The sequence below is a fragment of the Pseudoxanthomonas sp. GM95 genome, assembly GCF_900109775.1.
GTDB lineage: Bacteria > Pseudomonadota > Gammaproteobacteria > Xanthomonadales > Xanthomonadaceae > Pseudoxanthomonas_A.
Map to the genome: position 1 here is coordinate 1 of NZ_FOAX01000001.1, position 16,485 is coordinate 16,485.

Annotated in this window: 13 protein-coding genes; 9 read left to right on the forward strand and 4 right to left on the reverse strand. The window is 60.4% G+C overall.

Features of this window, described 5'->3' with window-relative positions; translation table 11 throughout:
• Positions 1–1,071 precede the first annotated feature (1,071 nt).
• The 4 genes from BMZ17_RS00010 (at position 1,072) to BMZ17_RS00025 (ending at position 5,529) form a co-directional block, all read left to right on the forward strand.
• Entirely contained in the window at positions 1,072–1,776 is a 705-nt protein-coding gene (locus tag BMZ17_RS00010) for an XAC0095 family protein (RefSeq protein WP_093133401.1), read from the forward strand.
• A 197-nt stretch (positions 1,777–1,973) separates the two neighbouring features.
• Positions 1,974–3,047, forward strand: a complete 1,074-nt coding sequence (locus BMZ17_RS00015) for an ABC-three component system protein (RefSeq protein WP_217645717.1) — start codon at positions 1,974–1,976, stop codon at positions 3,045–3,047.
• Positions 3,044–3,544 (forward strand): three component ABC system middle component, encoded by a 501-nt coding sequence (locus tag BMZ17_RS00020; RefSeq protein WP_093133411.1) that lies wholly within the window; start codon positions 3,044–3,046, stop codon positions 3,542–3,544. Before BMZ17_RS00015 ends, BMZ17_RS00020 begins: the two co-directional genes overlap by 4 nt.
• Entirely contained in the window at positions 3,544–5,529 is a 1,986-nt protein-coding gene (locus BMZ17_RS00025; RefSeq protein WP_093133415.1) for a DUF3732 domain-containing protein, read from the forward strand. Before BMZ17_RS00020 ends, BMZ17_RS00025 begins: the two co-directional genes overlap by 1 nt.
• Positions 5,530–5,929: 400 nt before the next feature.
• Here the strand turns inward: BMZ17_RS00025 and BMZ17_RS00030 are convergent, their stop codons facing one another.
• The 4 genes from BMZ17_RS00030 to BMZ17_RS00045 all read right to left on the reverse strand — a co-directional run bounded on the left by BMZ17_RS00030 (position 5,930) and on the right by BMZ17_RS00045 (position 11,647).
• Positions 5,930–7,012, reverse strand: coding sequence for a hypothetical protein (locus BMZ17_RS00030; RefSeq protein ID WP_139202759.1), 1,083 nt, complete (start codon positions 7,010–7,012; stop codon positions 5,930–5,932).
• A 147-nt stretch (positions 7,013–7,159) separates the two neighbouring features.
• Positions 7,160–8,869 carry a retron Ec67 family RNA-directed DNA polymerase/endonuclease gene (locus BMZ17_RS00035; RefSeq protein WP_093133425.1) on the reverse strand — a complete coding sequence of 570 codons (1,710 nt, stop codon included), beginning with the start codon at positions 8,867–8,869 and terminating at the stop codon, positions 7,160–7,162.
• A 241-nt stretch (positions 8,870–9,110) separates the two neighbouring features.
• On the reverse strand, positions 9,111–10,292 hold the full coding sequence (locus tag BMZ17_RS00040; protein ID WP_093133429.1) for a Fic family protein: 1,182 nt from the start codon (positions 10,290–10,292) through the stop codon (positions 9,111–9,113).
• A 227-nt stretch (positions 10,293–10,519) separates the two neighbouring features.
• Complete coding sequence (locus BMZ17_RS00045) at positions 10,520–11,647, reverse strand: site-specific integrase (RefSeq protein ID WP_093133433.1); 1,128 nt, start codon at positions 11,645–11,647, stop codon at positions 10,520–10,522.
• A gap of 130 nt (positions 11,648–11,777) precedes the next feature.
• Here BMZ17_RS00045 and dusA point away from each other — a divergent pair, with 130 nt between their 5' ends.
• The 5 genes from dusA to BMZ17_RS00070 all read left to right on the forward strand — a co-directional run bounded on the left by dusA (position 11,778) and on the right by BMZ17_RS00070 (position 16,462).
• Complete coding sequence (gene dusA / locus BMZ17_RS00050; protein WP_093133438.1) at positions 11,778–12,758, forward strand: tRNA dihydrouridine(20/20a) synthase DusA; 981 nt, start codon at positions 11,778–11,780, stop codon at positions 12,756–12,758.
• Positions 12,759–12,777: 19 nt separating this feature from the next.
• Positions 12,778–13,689 (forward strand): arginine deiminase-related protein, encoded by a 912-nt coding sequence (locus BMZ17_RS00055; RefSeq protein WP_093133442.1) that lies wholly within the window; start codon positions 12,778–12,780, stop codon positions 13,687–13,689.
• 154 nt (positions 13,690–13,843) lie between these two features.
• Entirely contained in the window at positions 13,844–14,257 is a 414-nt protein-coding gene (locus BMZ17_RS00060) for a hypothetical protein (protein ID WP_093137953.1), read from the forward strand.
• Positions 14,258–14,330: 73 nt separating this feature from the next.
• Positions 14,331–15,014, forward strand: a complete 684-nt coding sequence (locus BMZ17_RS00065; protein WP_093133446.1) for a response regulator transcription factor — start codon at positions 14,331–14,333, stop codon at positions 15,012–15,014.
• Positions 15,014–16,462, forward strand: coding sequence for an ATP-binding protein (locus tag BMZ17_RS00070; RefSeq protein ID WP_093133450.1), 1,449 nt, complete (start codon positions 15,014–15,016; stop codon positions 16,460–16,462). The genes BMZ17_RS00065 and BMZ17_RS00070 overlap by 1 nt, the downstream gene beginning before the upstream one ends.
• Positions 16,463–16,485: the final 23 nt, after the last annotated feature.

Below are 16,485 nucleotides of genomic sequence, written 5' to 3' on the forward strand. Positions count from 1 at the left end.
CAGTCACCAGACACTCGATCGACGTGGACTGAGGAGATGAGCAATGAAAAGCCCACTTGCAAAATGAGCCCGAAACAGTCAGGCAAGATAAAAGGTCGCGGCACGGTCGTGTCGCGAAAGGTTGTCTGCACGTGGGTTGACGCGGCACGTCGCTACGCATGCTTTCGTGCCGTCTAAGTGCCGAAAGCCCTGCCAGCGCTCGCGATTGAGGGTGCTTCCTGCGCTTGAACTTGACCGGACGCGACTAGCTGGAGTCGTCGCGCAGGGCATACACGGCCGGCGCCACCAGGCGTCTCTGGTCGTTGGATGGTGCTCTTGGGTGGCGGGTAGTGGTCGGGGCTCTACAGCGCGTGCGAGAGGCCCTGCTGGCTATCTTGTAGCGCTCTGATGTGGTGACTAGCTTTATGCTCCAAGAAGCCTCCGAGTCGCCTTCTGTCCTGCTTGGCTTGGCCTGCTGGATTTTGTGCGAAGGGTGGTAGCTAACGCCAGTCAAGCGAACCAGCCTGAGCTCTGGGAAGGACATGATCAGGAGCCGCAGATCTTCGTTGCCTGTCTCGCAGGGCTGACAGCTGACTCGGCCAGCCTTGTCAATCGTCAACCGAGCCGGGAGCCAATTCGAGTCTTCCGTACGATGTCATCGCCAGCGCATAAGCACGCGGTTGGGTCATTTGTCAGTTGTTGGCGAAGCAGCCCGAGCGGCCGGGCGGCGACAGATCAAAGCTCGGTCGAGGCGGTGCGTTTGCCGCACTTTAGTGACATGAGGAGTATGGCCAGGTCCTGGCTCATCCAGCGGGTGAAGTTCCTATTGACATATGGCTAGGCGCGGTAGCAGTCTGCGGCTAAGGAGCCTAGAAACTCCTCAGACAGCGGTACCCACCTCCGTCAAACCGGTGGGTTTTTTGTGCCTGCGCTTCGTGGGTGCAAGCCGACGCGATGCCTGCGTCGGGAGGGCGGCTAATACAACACCCGCAAGGGAAATACGCCCGCCGGCTGTCTGCGGTTTCTAGCCTCCCGACTTCCCGTCCGCCCACATGGCGGGCGGTCACTTCATAGTGATGAGGAGAGGCGGCGATGGCCGAGCACACGTTCGACGATAAGGCGATGTTGGGGTACTTCCTGCCCGAGGATGGCCAGCTCCTGTTGAAGCAGCTAGTTGCGCACATCAGGTTCCTAGCGCGACTAGCGCAACCACGCATTCCCGATGAATCACAGGAGTGGGTGCCTGTGGTGGGGCCGGCCGAATTGATGTTCTGCCTCGACCAACTGGCAGGGCAGCTGGACCTCGTTCTCGGGGCTTTGTCTTGGCCTGCCCGGCAAGCCAAGGTGTTGGGTGAGGATGAGCTTGAGCAGACGAGAGTTCCAGGGGCCGGGTTCGCACAGTCCAGCCCCTCCGCATACGCCTGTGAGGGCAGCCTCGCTTTCGGCGCAACAGTAGATCAGATCGATAGGCTCAATGGCTTGATATCGTCCATTAGGGCACATGGCGATGTGATCTCGGCCGGTGGACTTGGCGCACTCACGGCGGGAACATTGCCTGCTCTAGGTAATGAGATTTTCGAGCGCGCCGATGAGGCGCGTCGGCTCCTTTCCCGGCTTGAGGCGCAACCGCTGAATGACCCAAGCGCCGACACGCTCTCTGTGGGTGAGAGGTTGTCTGAGTACCGCGTATGCACGGTTGTTTCGACTAAGAGCAGGCGTAACCACCCCGAGCAACCATTTCCGTACAGCTCTGCTCGGCTAAAAGTCGGCCTTGCGCGGCTTAATGTGCGCCAGTAGGAGTCCTCGACAGAAGGTAAGCTAGGTGAAACGTGGTCGAGGATCCCACAGGGGGCTGGATGGCATCTTCAGAAGGAAAGGCTTCACCGAGGCGCAGACGGAGGACGGAGGTTCCCGGACAGTTGCTGGGCTTCAGCCTGCAGTTTACAAGGCTCACCCATTTGCTCCTGGAGGCTCCGCCGGGGAGCGTGTGCAGTATGGAGCTGCTCGATGACGTGGCTCAGGAGGAGAGTTCCGGTGCGGTCAAGCTCGTACAGAGCAAGAGCGCACTCACGGCGAACCCGGCGGCAGATCGCGCTGAAGCGCTCTGGAAGACGCTTTCCAATTGGGTGAGTTTCGCGGAAGAGAATGATTTCGAGCTGGATCAGTCAATCTTTGAGCTGTACGTTTCGCGCCCGGTCCAGGGCTCTATCGTCGATAGCTTTGCGGCCGCAAAGACCCCAAGCGAGGCCCGAGCGGCCCTCGCCCGGGCGCGCGACATCCTGTGGGGGAGCGCCCCGGAGTTCGACCTGAAGCCGGCGGTGGCTGCAGGCATTGCTCCATACCTTGAAAAGGTATTCAGTGCCAATCAGGCGCTTCTGGAAAGGCTGATCTGTCGCTTCCAGTTGACGACGGGAAGTGGCGACCCGCCGCGTGATCTGCAGGATCTGGTGGCCAGCCATCCCGTGTCGCCGTCCAAAGTGGGCGATATTACCGACCACCTGTGCGGGGTAGTGAAGCGTCGCATCGATGAACTGCTGCAGGCCGGTAAGCCTGCTGTCATTGATCGCGACATGTTCCACAGCGCGTACACCGCCTACGCCCGAAAGATTGACCGGGAAACGGTGCTCCTGAGTCGTGCCTTGGCACCTACAGAAGAAGTCTCTAAAGGCTTTCTGCCTGATCACTTCATCCGCCAGCTCGAGATCATCGGGCTGTCATATGAAGAGATGCTTGAAGCGACGAGCGACTTCTTCATGGCGTCCTTCGATCGAACCGATTGGGCATTCAGGGGTGAGGTCGACCCTAGTTCGTTCGATGATCTCGATGATCTTCTCAAGCGAACATGGCAGCACAAGAAACGAGCCTGCTCGCTCAATTTCCGTGGTAGCACCGAGCAGGACCAGGGCCAGGCGTTGTACTCGGATTGTATGCAGTTCTCGGCATCGGTCCAGGCCATGGTTCCGCCTACGCATTTCGTTCCGGGATGCTTCCACCTGCTGTCCAACGATCTCGAAGTCGGTTGGCATCCCAACTACCTGGCCAGATTGAAACGTAAGGAAGTGGCTTGAACGCACTCGCCAGGGAGGTCCAAAACGTCCAGAACCCGGCCTTGGGGGCAGCGCTTGTCTGGAGATTTTGCTGCGGATATGTCGCAGGCCACCGCGCCAGCGCACCGCCACCGCTCGCGCTTGTTTTTCTCGTCCTGCCGATCGTGCTGCATCAGGCGACTTCGGAGTTCGTGCGGCGGACCTACAAAAGCTCCGGGTTGCGAGCTTTCGCTGCAAAGTTCGGTGATGCGGCGGTATCCAAGCAGGATCTCCTGCTACAGATCCATGATCGAACCATTCGCTGGCGCGGCTTGAGTCTTCAGTCGGTCGAACTGGCCGCGGCCGGTCGCCTGATCAGCCTGGAAGAAAGTGGCGAGGTACTACCGTTGTCTCGTGCAAAGGCCAGGGGAATGGCTGATGAGGTGAAACAGCTGATGGATCTGGCAGAGAAACTAGGCTTCTGGTGTGGCGAGCTGACAGTGCATGAGGTCGTAACTACCTTGAGGGTAAAGCTCTAATGTATTTTCAGATTCGAGGGATCGTCCTGTGGCCACGCGATGAGCGTTTCGAGCCGAGGAAACTGAAATTCAAGCTGGGCAAGGTCAATGTCATCAGCGGCGCATCGCGCACCGGCAAGTCCGCTGTCATTCCGATCATCGATTACTGTTTGGGATCCAGCACCTGCTCAATCCCGGTCAACACGATCCGGAAATATTGCGAGTGGTTCGGGATCGTGGTCGCGACGCCGCGGGGTGAGATGTTGCTGGCCCGAAAGGAACCTGGGTCTCAGCGCAGTACTGAAGAAATGTTCCTGCTCGAAGCCGATGTCATCAATAAAATCCCCGGTCGTCTGACCAAGAACACCACTGCGGGTGCGGTGAGAAGGTTGCTGGATGACCTGGCGAATCTTTCAAAACTGGATTTCTCGGGAGGCGAGGAAGCTGCGGGGTTCGAGGGGCGCCCGTCTTTTCGCGACCTGGCAGCGTTCACCTTCCAGCCCCAGAACGTGGTCGCCAATCCGGATGTTCTGTTTTTCAAGACCAATACATACGAGCACCGGGAGAAGCTTCGGAAGATCTTTCCTTATGTACTCGGCGCGGTCACTCCCGCCTTGATGGCCGCGCAGTTCGAGTTGAATCGCACTCGACAAATCTTGCGCCGCAAGGAGCGAGAGCTCAAGGAAGCCCAGAATGTGTCGGCGCAGTGGATTGCCGAACTTACTGCCAAATTCAGTGAGGCCCAGGAGCTTGGACTTGTTCCAAGCTTCGAGGAAGAAGTGTCCAGGGAGCAGATGATTGAGCATCTGGAAGAAATCGTCACTCGGACGGATGTGAGTCTGAAGGTCAGCATGTCGACGATCTCCAGTGCGTTGTTGGAGCTGGAGAGCCTCGAACGTGAGGAGCGCGAGGTCTCGCGAGAGCTCACCACGCTGAGGCATCGCCTGGAGGAAATGAACCGGATGCGGGTTGGGGTCCAGCAGTACGATCAGGCACTTTCCCTGCAGCGCGGGCGCCTCCAGCTCTCCAGTTGGCTGGGCTCGCACGCTGATCATGATGCCGATTGTCCAATGTGCGGCAGCCATACTGATTCGGCCAAGCTAAAACTTAGGGCGCTTTCCCAGCGCCTCGGTGAGGTGGAGGTCATGGCGGGTGGAGGGAAGAATCTCGAGGTTCCCGCTGCTTTTGATCGCGAACTGCAGCGCGTGACTGCGGAGGTCGGCACCATGACCGAGCGCCTGAAGTCGGTTCAGGTCCGCAAGCGCGCATTGACTGGGCGATCCAAGGAGGCCAAAGAGCAGCAGTTCTCTGCAAAGCAGACTGAGCGCTTCATCGGAAATGTCGAGTCCTCGCTGAAACTGCACAGGCGGCTGGGTAGCGACAGCGAGTTGCTAGAAGAGGTGCGCTTACTCAAGGAGGCGATGCAGGCCCTTGAGAGGTCGTTGCGAGAGCAGGACGTCGAAGCAAGAAAAAATCGCGCCTTGAGGATCATCAATGGCAATGCGGCGAAGCTCCTGCCGGACTTGGATGTCGAGAATCCCGGAGACCCTATTTCGCTGGAAATCAATGACCTGACCATCAAAGTCCATGGGTCAGATCGCGACGACTATCTATCCGAGATCGGTAGTGGCTCGAATTGGCTTTCCTACCATCTGGCAGCGCTACTAGCCTTGCATCAGTTTTACCTGAGCCAACAGCACAGTCCCGTCCCGGCTTTTTTGGTTCTTGATCAGCCTAGCCAGGTCTATTTTCCCAAACGGGTAGGGTCAAGGAGTGATGAGGTTGAGGAGGATCCCGCGTTTCGGGATGAGGATGTTGAGGCCATCCGCAAGGCGTTTGAGGTTATGGGGAGCGTTGTCCTTGCCGAGAAAGGCAGTCTTCAGCTCATCGTGCTTGATCACGCCCCCGGTGAGGTGTGGGGAGGAATCGAAGGAATTGTCGGCCTGCCCGAGTGGCGTAACGGGACCAAGCTAGTTCCTGTGGAGTGGCTGGTCAGTGGAGCATGAGGAAGACCATTCCTGCTTCTGTTTTGCCGAAGCGCAGGCCTTATTCGACGATCATTGTCAGGCCCTGATGCGAGCGGCCAACAATCGCCTTCTTCACCGGGCTCCTGCGCCATCTACTTTGCCTTGAGCCAGACGAGCTGGCATTGACTTGGCCAGCAAGTGGATGAACATGCAGCGACTTTTGACTGGCTTGCCGGTTCTGGGGATTCAGTAAGTTGAAGGGAAAGCCCAGCGGTCGCAAATGCTTTAGTACTTCAAACAGCTGCCCTCAGTCGGTGCGTCGATTGGAACTGTGCCGCCGTTTTGGGTCGCGGAAAATCTTGATGTATCGCAAGGAATCGGCACGGGCATCATTGTGACTGTCATCGATTATCTGCTGGATCCGCTGTCGCTTGCTCAGCTAATTTTTCTTGAGGTTCGGACACGGTGAGATTGAAACGATGCTCTCCTGAGGGATCCTGTAGACGGCCCCATCCTTGTCGCCAACTTTGCGAATAAGATAAGAAGAAGATGCATTTGCGTAGATCTTGACTTGAACCGTCTGCTTACTCTTTTTGTCTACAAGTTCTTCATAATTGTTCTCACTCTCGCGGAACTTGAGATAGACGCAATTTGCATGTCCAGATGCGCTGCCGCCAATGACTTGGCCAGCCAGGTATGCACCTGTTGGCGGTACAACGCAAAGCGCAAAAATGACGCCAAGGGCTCCAAGGAAGGCTTGCAGCACGAAGCCATAGCGATCGCTAGTAACCTCGATTGCGATCACTGAAACAAGCTGTATTGCCGGTAGAGTCAACATGGCCAAGAGCACCGCGGCGATGACAAGTCGTTCCGAGGCTGCATCGCCGACGAGCTTAATCGCGATCTGCATGGCGGAAATTGCGAGCAGCATCTGGATTAAGCTGAAGGCCAGCGTGAGAATCGTCCCGTCCGAAACAAGGCTTCCAAGCGGCTTTTTCTTAATCCGACGGACCATCACTGTGAACAGCACAAACGCGAATAAAATCGCGGCGAAGACTAGCCACTGCGCATCGCGAAGCCAGAGGGCTCTTGTTGCAACTGCCGCTGCAATCAATGCGCCGGGGATGCAATAGGCGATAAACCATCGCCTGAGATCTTGCTTGCGCTGCTGCGGGTCACGCGACATCACGCGCAAGCGCCCCTTATCGTCTCGCTGTACGCCCTCGAGTATTAAAAGGGCAGGTGTCAGGATCAGCACAACCAACGTGACCGCTAAAAATGCGATTGCCGCTAACACCGATGGAAGTGAGGAAATGATGTCTGGCGATGCGATGGACAGCGGGAGATTTTCTGCCGTGGTGTAATGGTAGATACTGATGCTAGGTAGCAAGATTGCCATGATGCTAAGCAGCACAGGGTGCGCTTCTACCCAGCCCTGCGCAGTGCGAACCTCACTCAGCCAGTTTGCTGGTAGTGGTTCCATATGGCCGCTTTGTACGATTTTCCCGCCTTTCAGTGACATGCCTATCTCCGCGTCAATCAGGGTTTCACACCGCATGTCCTGCAGCGCTTCTTATGCAGAGTTGGCCAGAACTCGGGCGAGCTCAAGAGTGCCTTTATTGTCATGGAGCGCCAGCGATCAAAATATCAGTTGGAGTAACATGCTTTTCTATGGCAGTGGAGAGCTAGACGCTTTGTGGGTGGTCACGATTGTCGATATCGCTTCGAGAAGAGGATGGAAGCCGGAAAAATCAATTGATTTGTAGTTGGTCTTGATGACTTTTTCGGCAAACCAGGCCTTGCCGTATTCGGTTGGTTTTAAAGGTTTATTGGATAAGCTAAGTGTCTTGCCTGACAAGGTTGTAGTCAGGACGCTTTTGTCGAAAAGATGCTCAATGCAATGTCCGGTTCCGGGCGCGCACTTGGCTGAGCTGAGGACGATGTAAAGGTTGTCGTAGATGCGGATGAACTGGAGGCCATCAGCCATCTTTACTTTGTAGATCTTATCCATCGCTGCGAAGATCGAATTCGCACCATTGTCATTGTCATAGAGCACGATCACTGGGTGAGTGCCCTTTGGGCCTTTTATTGGGCGATAGTGCTCGCGATACTCATTGACGAAGTTTGTAAGAGGCGGATCGCCACCTGTAAGTCCGAAGATTCTTTGGCGCGTGGGTGTGTGGCTAAATAGATTGACAAGAACCTCTCCAGTGGCCGCTGCCGCTAGGCGCGGAAACGCCGAGGCAAGGCGCTTGATCGCACAGCGAAGATAGATCTCGTCGGTTTTACCCTCAAATAAAATTACCGGCCGCTCTGCATTTGCCAGTGTTGTATAGAATAGGAATCGTTTGAGAAGCTTCTCAGTGGCGCTAAGTTGCGGTGACTCGGGGTCGCCGGCCCTGCGAAATCTCTCTACTTGGAGCAAGAATCCGATCTTGCCATGCAGTTGAGCGTTGGTGCCTTCCCGAGGCTCCGAAACTGTATCTCCTGCCAGTAGTGTCGGTTTGACTAATTGATAGCAGCCTGTTCGACAGAGCTTGTCTACCATCGCGCGAGTGCTGCGACGAAAGTCAGAATTTGCGTTTAGAGTTTGATTGACAACTATGCCGGTGACATCTTGGCGTGACCGACGGTGCTGAAGCCGTGTCTTGCTTGGATTGAGCTTGAATCTGGAGTCAGCGATAGCTGACGTGACTCTAGCGCTTAGCTGCCAAGTAAGAGAATTGGCGCACTCGGTCGCAAGCGCTGCAGGGAATTCAGGCGCCGATGTGGACATCGTGATGTCGTCGGCATACCTCGTGTAGGCACATCCGTGAATTCGGGCCAGTTTGGAAAGTCTGACGTCGAGAATCTTGCCGATGAGATTGGATAGTACTGGGGATGTCGGTGCGCCTTGGGGCAGCTGGTTCTGGTGGCAGCAGAGCTGTGCGATCAAGGTCGCTACGTCTGGATGAAGCTTGAAATATCGATTCGTTATCAGGAATCCGCGAACTCGGCCGAAATGGATCGTGCCAAAGAAGTCTTCAAGATCGAAGTTCAAAATATACCGTTGACGGCGATGGACAGCGGCGTTTGTCAGTATCGAATGATTGGGTTTGAAGCCGTGGGCAACGCTCCGCTTGACCCCCAGAAGTAGCTCGATTTCCGCCTCGCATGACTGGAGTATCGCGGCGAGCTTCTGCTGAGCCAGCTTCAGCTGTGGGATTGGCGCATTGATGGTTCGTTTGCCGCCAGAGCGTTTGGGGATGTCAAAGGTGCTGTATCGAGCAGTGGGTGGCAGTCCCCATGCCAGAAATCCCAAGGCCTTTGCTTGAAATCCAAGCAGATTTGCAAGATCAACTACCGACGTACAAGCGTGAAGCCGACTCAGATTGCTCATGCAACGTCCCTGTATGAAGGTGGGGTTGCAGGAACTCCTTCGCACGCCCAGCGCGCGCCGAGCTGCACTCAGCGCCAACCGGCAAATCTTTCTTGCAATTGTTTCTGATGCCGCGAAACGCGACAACCAAATCTTCCTGCAACCCCAGTGTCAACATAGCTCAAAAATGTGTGAGGCGCGAGGATGAGGAGATGTTTGATTACGATGGCGCTCTGGAGATGTTTGGCAGCATTCGACCCCGTTAGCCTGTAGATGGTGGGCGGTCTAGTCGTTCAACTACAGCGCTGGCGCGGAAGAGCCGGTTGTACTTTCCTACGCCAACTACTTGAACCATCCCGTGATCGACCAAGTGATTGAGCGCGGCGTTGGCCGCCGGTTGTGACACATGCAGCAGCTCCTTGGCGGAGCGCACGCTCAGTATCGGATGTCCAATCAGAAGCCGCGGCAACTTGCGCACGGCCGAATCCGACCGGAAACCTGAAAGCTGCTCTTCCCAGCGCGCGGCCAGCGCGATCAAGTCATGCGAAATGGAGATCGATTCGTCGCACGACTCCACCACTGCCCGGGTGAGCAGGCGGATCCACTGATCCCACTCACCCCGTAGCTGGACCGCCGCCAGCGCGGCGTAGTAGGCCGGCTTCGCGCGCAGCAGTGCTCCGGAGAGATACAGCGGCGGAAGGCCGCTGGCAACCAGCATCAAAGGCATGAGCAGGCGCCCCACGCGGCCGTTGCCGTCGTGGTAGGGGTGGATAGTCTCGAACTGGGCATGCGTAATGGCGATCTGCCCGAGCAGAGAGAGCTCTCCATATTCGCCATCGCGCTGCTCGTACTGCAGCATGCTGCTGGCCAGTTCCTCCATGCATCCCTGGATGTGCTGCGGAGGCGCCGGGACAAACGTTGCATCTTCGATCCGCGCTGTCGGGCCGATCCAGACCTGGTCCTGCCGGTAGTCGCCGATCGGGAAGCGGCTTTCGTCATCGGCCATAAGCTGACGGTGCAGTTCATTGACCATCGCCAGATCGAGCGCTGCCCGGCCCTTGGTGCGAATCCGACCCATCCCGTAATCAAGCGCGGCGACGTAGCGCTCGGTGACCCTCACGTCTGCCGGCAGGCCATCAGCGCCACGCGTGGCCTCGTAGGCCAGCAGGTCACTTAGACTGGAACGTGTTCCTTCGATCTGCGAGCTCGTGACTGCCTCTCGCCTGGCTAGGGTCCTGGTGACCATGTCCGAGTTCGGCAGATGCTGGACCACGCCCTGCAGTCGCCCTAGCGCTGTCGCGGCTTCGCTAAAGAGTGACTGGTACCTGGCGCCGTCCGGTATCAAGCGCGGCGTCGGGGGAGCCACGAGAGCGGCGGCGTTCGGGTAGCTGGCAGCTGACACCAAGAATTGCTGGCGATCCGGTGCAATCTGGTTCCGACGCATGAGCAGTCCCTTGAGCGTTAGTCTTATAGACGCGCTCGATTTTGATAAGGATAGTCATCTAACCTTATTTATTGCGCTCGATCAATAAGGATGTCTCCATAGCCTTATAATTAAGGGTGGCCTTTATAAGGCTATTGCTTTTGTCAGTGGTGAGCAGGCGAGACGAAGGTGCAGGAGATTCGCCATGGATTTGGCTACTCGCCTTGGCCTGGATGAGCTGGAGCCCTTCAAATGGGAAGAGCCGAGGCGGGCATCGGAACCTCGTATTGCACGGGTGCCTCCATGACGAAGTTCTGCGGCGAAGCGGCGCGCTGGCGGTCTCGATACAGGTTCTGGGGGCGCAGGTGGGTATAGCGCTTGAGCATCTTCCAGTCCCGATGGCCCGTGACCAGCGCGACCTGCTCGATTCTCAGCCCAGACTCAAATAGGCGGCTCGTCGCCTCGTGTCTCAAATCGTGGAAGTGGAGGTTCTCGATCTTGAGTTCCTTGCAGGCGCGGCGGAAGGCGGCGCCCACTGAGCGCGGGTTGTAAGGAAAGATCAGGTCGCCGAGGGGGACGTATTTGCGCTGGATGCGGATCAGGCGCAGGGCGTCCAGGCCCCCGACGTTGAGCAGCGGCACCCATTGGTCGTTGCCGTCCTTCTCCCGCGGGTCTTTTCGGTCCTGGACCAGAACGACGCGCTGTTCTGTGTCCACCTTGCTCCAGCAGATCCTGCAGATCTCTTCCTGCCGCATCGCGCTGGCGATCGCGAACCGCACGATGCGCGCCAGGGGGATCAGGGACTGGGGTTTGGCATCCAGGTAGTCAAGGAGGCGTTTTAGCTCCAGCTTGGTTGGGCGGCGATCGCGCGCGCGCGACTTGCCGATCAGTCCCAGGCGCTTGAGCGCCACGCGCGCCAGATCGACCGGTTGCACGTCGACATCGATCCCGTGCACGGCTGCGGCGTGCGTCAGTACCAACTTCAGGTACCCGATGTCGGAGCTGAGGGTGACCGGCCCAGCCCCCTCCCGGGCCCGGTCCTTTCCGAACTGAATCAGGCACTCGCGCGTCAGTCCCTTGAGCTTGACCTCGCCGAGTTGATCCTTGAGCGCGTTCAGCGTGAATCGCTTGGAGCGGCGTAGTACCTTGCCCACTTCGCGCATGTCTTCGATGTGTAGATCCACTAGGTGCGCAAAAGTGGTCGGGGTGGCCTGACCTCGGCGGCGCGGCGTCCGGCCCAGATCGACCTCACGCTCGGCCGCGGTAGCCCACTTGCGGGCATCTTCATGGCGCAGGAAAGTCTCGCTCGCATACGATTGCTTGCGTCGGACTTGGACTCGCCATCTACCGGATGGAAGCTGGGTGATCGTCGCCATTTCGTGTGCGCTCCGTGTGCAATGGGGCGTCGTAGTAGGGCGTTTTGGGGCGAAAACCAGTGCACACGAGCGTGCACACGAGCGTGCACACGGCCTGTTCATGCTATTGATTTTACGAGATAAGTGACTGATGTACAACGGGAAAAAATTGTCCGTGGCTCCTATGATGGACTGGACCGACCGGCATTGCCGGGCGTTCCACCGCGTGCTGGCGCCCAACGCGCTGCTCTACACCGAGATGGTCCATGCCAACGCGGTACTGCAGGGCGATCGCGAGCGGCTGTTGGGTTTCGATGCGGTTGAGCATCCGGTTGCCCTGCAATTGGGTGGCAGCGATCCCGAACGCCTGGCCGCAGCCACGCGGGTGGGCGAGGAATTCGGCTATGACGAGGTCAACCTCAACGTCGGCTGCCCGTCCGATCGCGTGCAGGCCGGGCGCTTTGGCGCCTGCCTGATGAAGGAGCCTTCGCTGGTGGCCGAATGCATCGCCGCCATGCGCGAAGCCGTCGCGATCCCGGTCACGGTGAAGTGCCGGCTGGGCGTGGACGAGCTCGAGGACTATGACCACTTCGCTGGCTTCATCGACACCATCGCCGCGACCGGCTGCGACACCTTCATCGTGCATGCGCGCAAGGCCTGGCTCGATGGCCTGTCGCCGAAGGAAAACCGCGAGATCCCGCCGCTGCGCTACGAATGGGCCTACCAGCTCAAGCGCGAGCGCCCGCAGCTCAACATCTCGCTCAACGGCGGCATCACCACGCTGGAGGCGATCGACACGCATCTGGGTGCAGTCGATGCGGTGATGCTGGGGCGCAGCGCATATCACGATCCATACTTCCTGCATTGCGCCGACGCGCACCTGGCCGGCACCGCGTTGCGCCCGCGCGCCGAGCTGCTGCGCGCGCTGCAGCCGTACGTCGAAGCGGCGCTGGCCCGCGGCGTGGCGCTCAAGCACATCACGCGCCACGTGCTGGGCCTGTTCGCCGGCCAGCCCGGTGGCCGCCAGTTCCGTCAGATCCTGAGCGAAGGCGCGCACAAGCCGGGCGCAGACTGGTCGCTGGTCGAGCGCGCGCTGGACGCCACCGACGCTGCCCTGGCCAGCGCGGCCTGATGCGTCCGGAGCCGACCGCTTGATCACCCGCGATCCGCAGGCCTTCCTCGCCCTGGCCCAGACGCTGCGGCCCGATGCCGGCCCGGCGACGGCGCGCGGCGCGTTCCTGGTGTCGCCCGACGGCTTCGCCCGCGCGGCCGAATCGGCCCGCGACAACGTCTACATGGCGCAGGACGGCTTCGATGCCGCCGCCGCCCTGGCCGAACACCGCGCGCTGCACCAGGCGCTGTCGGCGCAGCTGCCGGTGGTGACCTTCGCCGGCGATGCGGCCACGCCGGATGCGTTGTTCCCCAACAACGTGTTCGCCACCGCGCCGGGGCGGGTGATCGTCGGCCGGATGCGCCATCCCGTCCGCCAGCGCGAGGCGCAACGCGCCGACATCCGCGGGTTCTTCACCGGCGTGCTGGGCTACGCCGAACATGACCTCTCCATCCAGCCGCACGCCTGCGAGCTGACCGGATCGCTGGCGATCGATCGCGCCCGCGGGATCGGCTTCTGCGGGCTGTCCGAACGCTGCAACCTGGAAGGCGCGGCGTTGATGCACGCCGCCTTCGGCCTGCGCGCGACCTTCGTGTTCGACCTGGCGCCGGGCGAATACCACACCAACGTGGTCCTGGCCCTGCTGGCCAGCCGCGCCGCGCTGGTCTGCCCAGATGGCCTGGCCGCGCCACAGCCGGTCCTGGACGTGCTGCAGGCGCTCTACGGCCCGCACGTGATCGTGCTCTCGCCGGCCGAGAAGCGGGCTTTCGCCGGCAATGCGATCAGCCTGACGCCTGACGCGGTCTGGATGAGCGGCGGTGCCGCCGCCGGCCTGAGCCAGGGCAGCCACGCCGCGCTGGCCGCCGCGGGCCTGACGGTGCACGGCGTGCCACTGCCGGCGACCGAGGCCGCAGGCGGCTCGCTGAGGTGCTGCGTGGGCGAGATTTTCTGAGCGATTCACGGGCCTGAATCGCGTCATCAACCTGTTCAGAAAGTTCAGAGCCAATTCACTGCGCGGCGCCAAGACTGGCGGTCCATCCTTGATCCGGAGTGTCGGCAGCGGTTCATCCAGCTTTGGAAAGTTCCGTTACGATTCCGTTATGGCCATTGCGTCTCTCCCGTTTCGTCGTCTGACCCTTGCGATCGCGTGCTGCGTCGCCGGTTCGGCGTGGGCGCAGCAGGGGCCGCCGGACGGCGGTTCCCCGCAGGGCGCGTGGCCGCCGAACAGCGGGCAGATGCCGCGCGGCGGCTTCGATGACGATGCCGCGGGTTCGCGCAACGCGGCCGCCGATGCGGTCCGTCGTGCGCAGGCCGCGAGCGGAGGGCGCGTCCTGGGCGCCGAGCGCGTTCAGTTTGACGGGCGCGACATCATGCGGGTCAAGGTGATGGATGAGAGCGGCCGCGTCCGCTACATGGACGACGATCCGTCCAACCGGAGCCGCCAGCGACGCGGTGGCGGAGCTGAACGAAACGACATGCCTTCGCAGCGTCTACGCGGGCCTAACCCCCCGAGACCGTAATCTGAACGGAATGGCGCCCGGTTCATCCGCCGCCTTCCTTCAAGACACCGCCATCTATTTTTAGGGAGAGCCCATGCGCATTCTGCTGGTCGAAGACGAAGCACCCCTGCGTGAAACCCTTGCCGCGCGCCTGAAGCGCGAAGGTTTCGCGGTCGACGCCGCCCAGGATGGCGAGGAAGGCCTGTACATGGGTCGCGAGGTGCCGTTCGACGTCGGCATCATCGACCTGGGCCTGCCGAAGATGTCGGGCATGGAGCTGATCAAGGCGCTGCGCGATGAGGGCAAGAAATTCCCCGTGCTGATCCTGACTGCGCGTTCGAGCTGGCAGGACAAGGTCGAGGGCCTCAAGCAGGGCGCCGACGATTATCTGGTCAAGCCGTTCCATGTCGAAGAGCTGCTGGCGCGCGTCAACGCGCTGCTGCGCCGCGCTGCCGGCTGGTCCAAGCCCACGCTGGAATGCGGCCCGGTCGCGCTGGATCTGGCCGCGCAAACGGTCAGCGTCAACGGCAGCAACGTCGACCTGACCAGCTACGAGTACAAGGTGCTCGAATACCTGATGATGCACGCCGGCGAGCTGGTCTCGAAGGCCGACCTCACCGAGCACATCTACCAGCAGGACTTCGACCGCGACTCCAACGTGCTGGAGGTCTTCATCGGCCGCCTGCGCAAGAAGCTCGATGCCGATGGCGCGCTCAAGCCCATCGAGACCGTGCGTGGTCGCGGCTACCGCTTCGCCATCCCGCGCAACGAGGGCTAATGCCCGAAGCATCGGCTCCACCGCAGGCAGTTGGCGGCGGGCGCGAACCGATCGTCAAATGGCGCCCGCGTTCGCTGCGGGCGCGCCAGGTGCTGGTAGCCAGTGTGGGCTTGCTGGCGTTCCTGGCACTGGCCGGTTACGCGCTGGATCGCGCCTTCGTCACCACCGCCGAGGACAACCTCGAGCGGCGGTTGGAAGGTTACGCGTACTCATACGCGAACAAGGTCGATTTCGCCCGTAACGGGGAGTTGCTGCCGCCGTCGGACAGCCAGATCGATCCGCGCTTTGCGCAGCCGGGCAGCGGCCTGTATGCCATGATCGTGCTGCCGGCCGGGCGCTGGGGCTCGGACTCCACGCTCGGCCCGTACCTTCCGCCCAGCGAGATGCTCAAGCCGGGCCAGAAGAAGTTTGAAGGCCCGCTGGAAATGACCCAGCTCGATGGCAGCCAGGGCAATGTCTATCGCTTCGGCCTGGGCACGATCTGGGGCGCGCGCGGGCCGCAGAGCGAGTTCTCGTATTCGATCTACGTGCTGGAGGACACCGAAGTCCTCAACTCGCAGCTACAGACCTTCCGCCATGCGCTCTGGGTGTACCTGGGCAGCGCCGGCGTGGTGCTGCTATTGCTGCAGGGGCTGATCCTCAACTGGAGCCTGCGTCCGCTGCAGCGCGTGATTGCCGAACTCAAGCGCGTCCAGCGCGGCCAAGCGCAGGGCATGACCGAGCACCACCCGCGCGAGCTCGAACCCCTGACCGAAAGCATCAACGCCTTCATCGAATCCGAGCGCGAGAACCTGGACCGCCAGCGCAACACGCTGGCCGACCTGGCCCACAGTCTGAAGACGCCGCTGGCGGTGCTGCGTGCGCAGCTGGATGACGGCGTGCATGCAATGGCGCTGCGCGAGGAGCTGGATGTGCAGCTCAAGCGCATGAATGACCTGGTGTCCTACCAGCTGGCACGTGCCGCCTCGACCGGGCATGCGCTGTTCTCCGCGCCGGTGGCGATCGAGCCGTACGCCGATGTGATCGTGCGCGGGCTGGAGAAGGTCTATGCACACAAGGGCGTGATCTGCGAGTTCGAGATCGATGAGGAAGCGCGTTTCCACGGCGAGCCTGGCGACCTGCAGGAGCTGATGGGCAACCTGCTGGAGAACGCCTTCAAGTGGGCGCGTTCGCGCGTGCTGCTGACCGTGGCGCCGATTTCCAGCGTCGGAAATCGCCGTGCCGGCCTGCTGATGGCGGTGGACGACGATGGTCCCGGCATCGCCGAGGAAGACGTGGCCAAGGTGCTGCAGCGGGGCGTGCGTGGCGACGAGCGCGTGCAGGGGCACGGCATCGGCCTGGCGATCGTGCAGGACCTGGTGCGCGGCTATCGTGGCGAGCTTACCGTCAGTCGTTCGCAGGAACTGGGCGGTGCCCGTTTCGAAGTGCAGCTGCCGCCCGGCCTGTAAGCATCGTGCGCGCCCGCAACGCG

Excerpts from the sequence above, each read along its gene's own strand:
- BMZ17_RS00010 (WP_093133401.1), top strand. The coding sequence starts at position 1,072 with ATGGCCGAGCACACGTTCGACGATAAGGCGATGTTGGGGTACTTCCTG.
- BMZ17_RS00015 (WP_217645717.1), top strand. The coding sequence starts at position 1,974 with ATGGAGCTGCTCGATGACGTGGCTCAGGAGGAGAGTTCCGGTGCGGTC.
- BMZ17_RS00025 (WP_093133415.1), top strand. The coding sequence starts at position 3,544 with ATGTATTTTCAGATTCGAGGGATCGTCCTGTGGCCACGCGATGAGCGT.
- BMZ17_RS00030 (WP_139202759.1), bottom strand. The coding sequence starts at position 7,012 with ATGTCACTGAAAGGCGGGAAAATCGTACAAAGCGGCCATATGGAACCA.
- BMZ17_RS00035 (WP_093133425.1), bottom strand. The coding sequence starts at position 8,869 with ATGAGCAATCTGAGTCGGCTTCACGCTTGTACGTCGGTAGTTGATCTT.
- BMZ17_RS00040 (WP_093133429.1), bottom strand. The coding sequence starts at position 10,292 with ATGCGTCGGAACCAGATTGCACCGGATCGCCAGCAATTCTTGGTGTCA.
- BMZ17_RS00045 (WP_093133433.1), bottom strand. The coding sequence starts at position 11,647 with ATGGCGACGATCACCCAGCTTCCATCCGGTAGATGGCGAGTCCAAGTC.
- dusA (WP_093133438.1), top strand. The coding sequence starts at position 11,778 with ATGTACAACGGGAAAAAATTGTCCGTGGCTCCTATGATGGACTGGACC.
- BMZ17_RS00065 (WP_093133446.1), top strand. The coding sequence starts at position 14,331 with ATGCGCATTCTGCTGGTCGAAGACGAAGCACCCCTGCGTGAAACCCTT.
- BMZ17_RS00070 (WP_093133450.1), top strand. The coding sequence starts at position 15,014 with ATGCCCGAAGCATCGGCTCCACCGCAGGCAGTTGGCGGCGGGCGCGAA.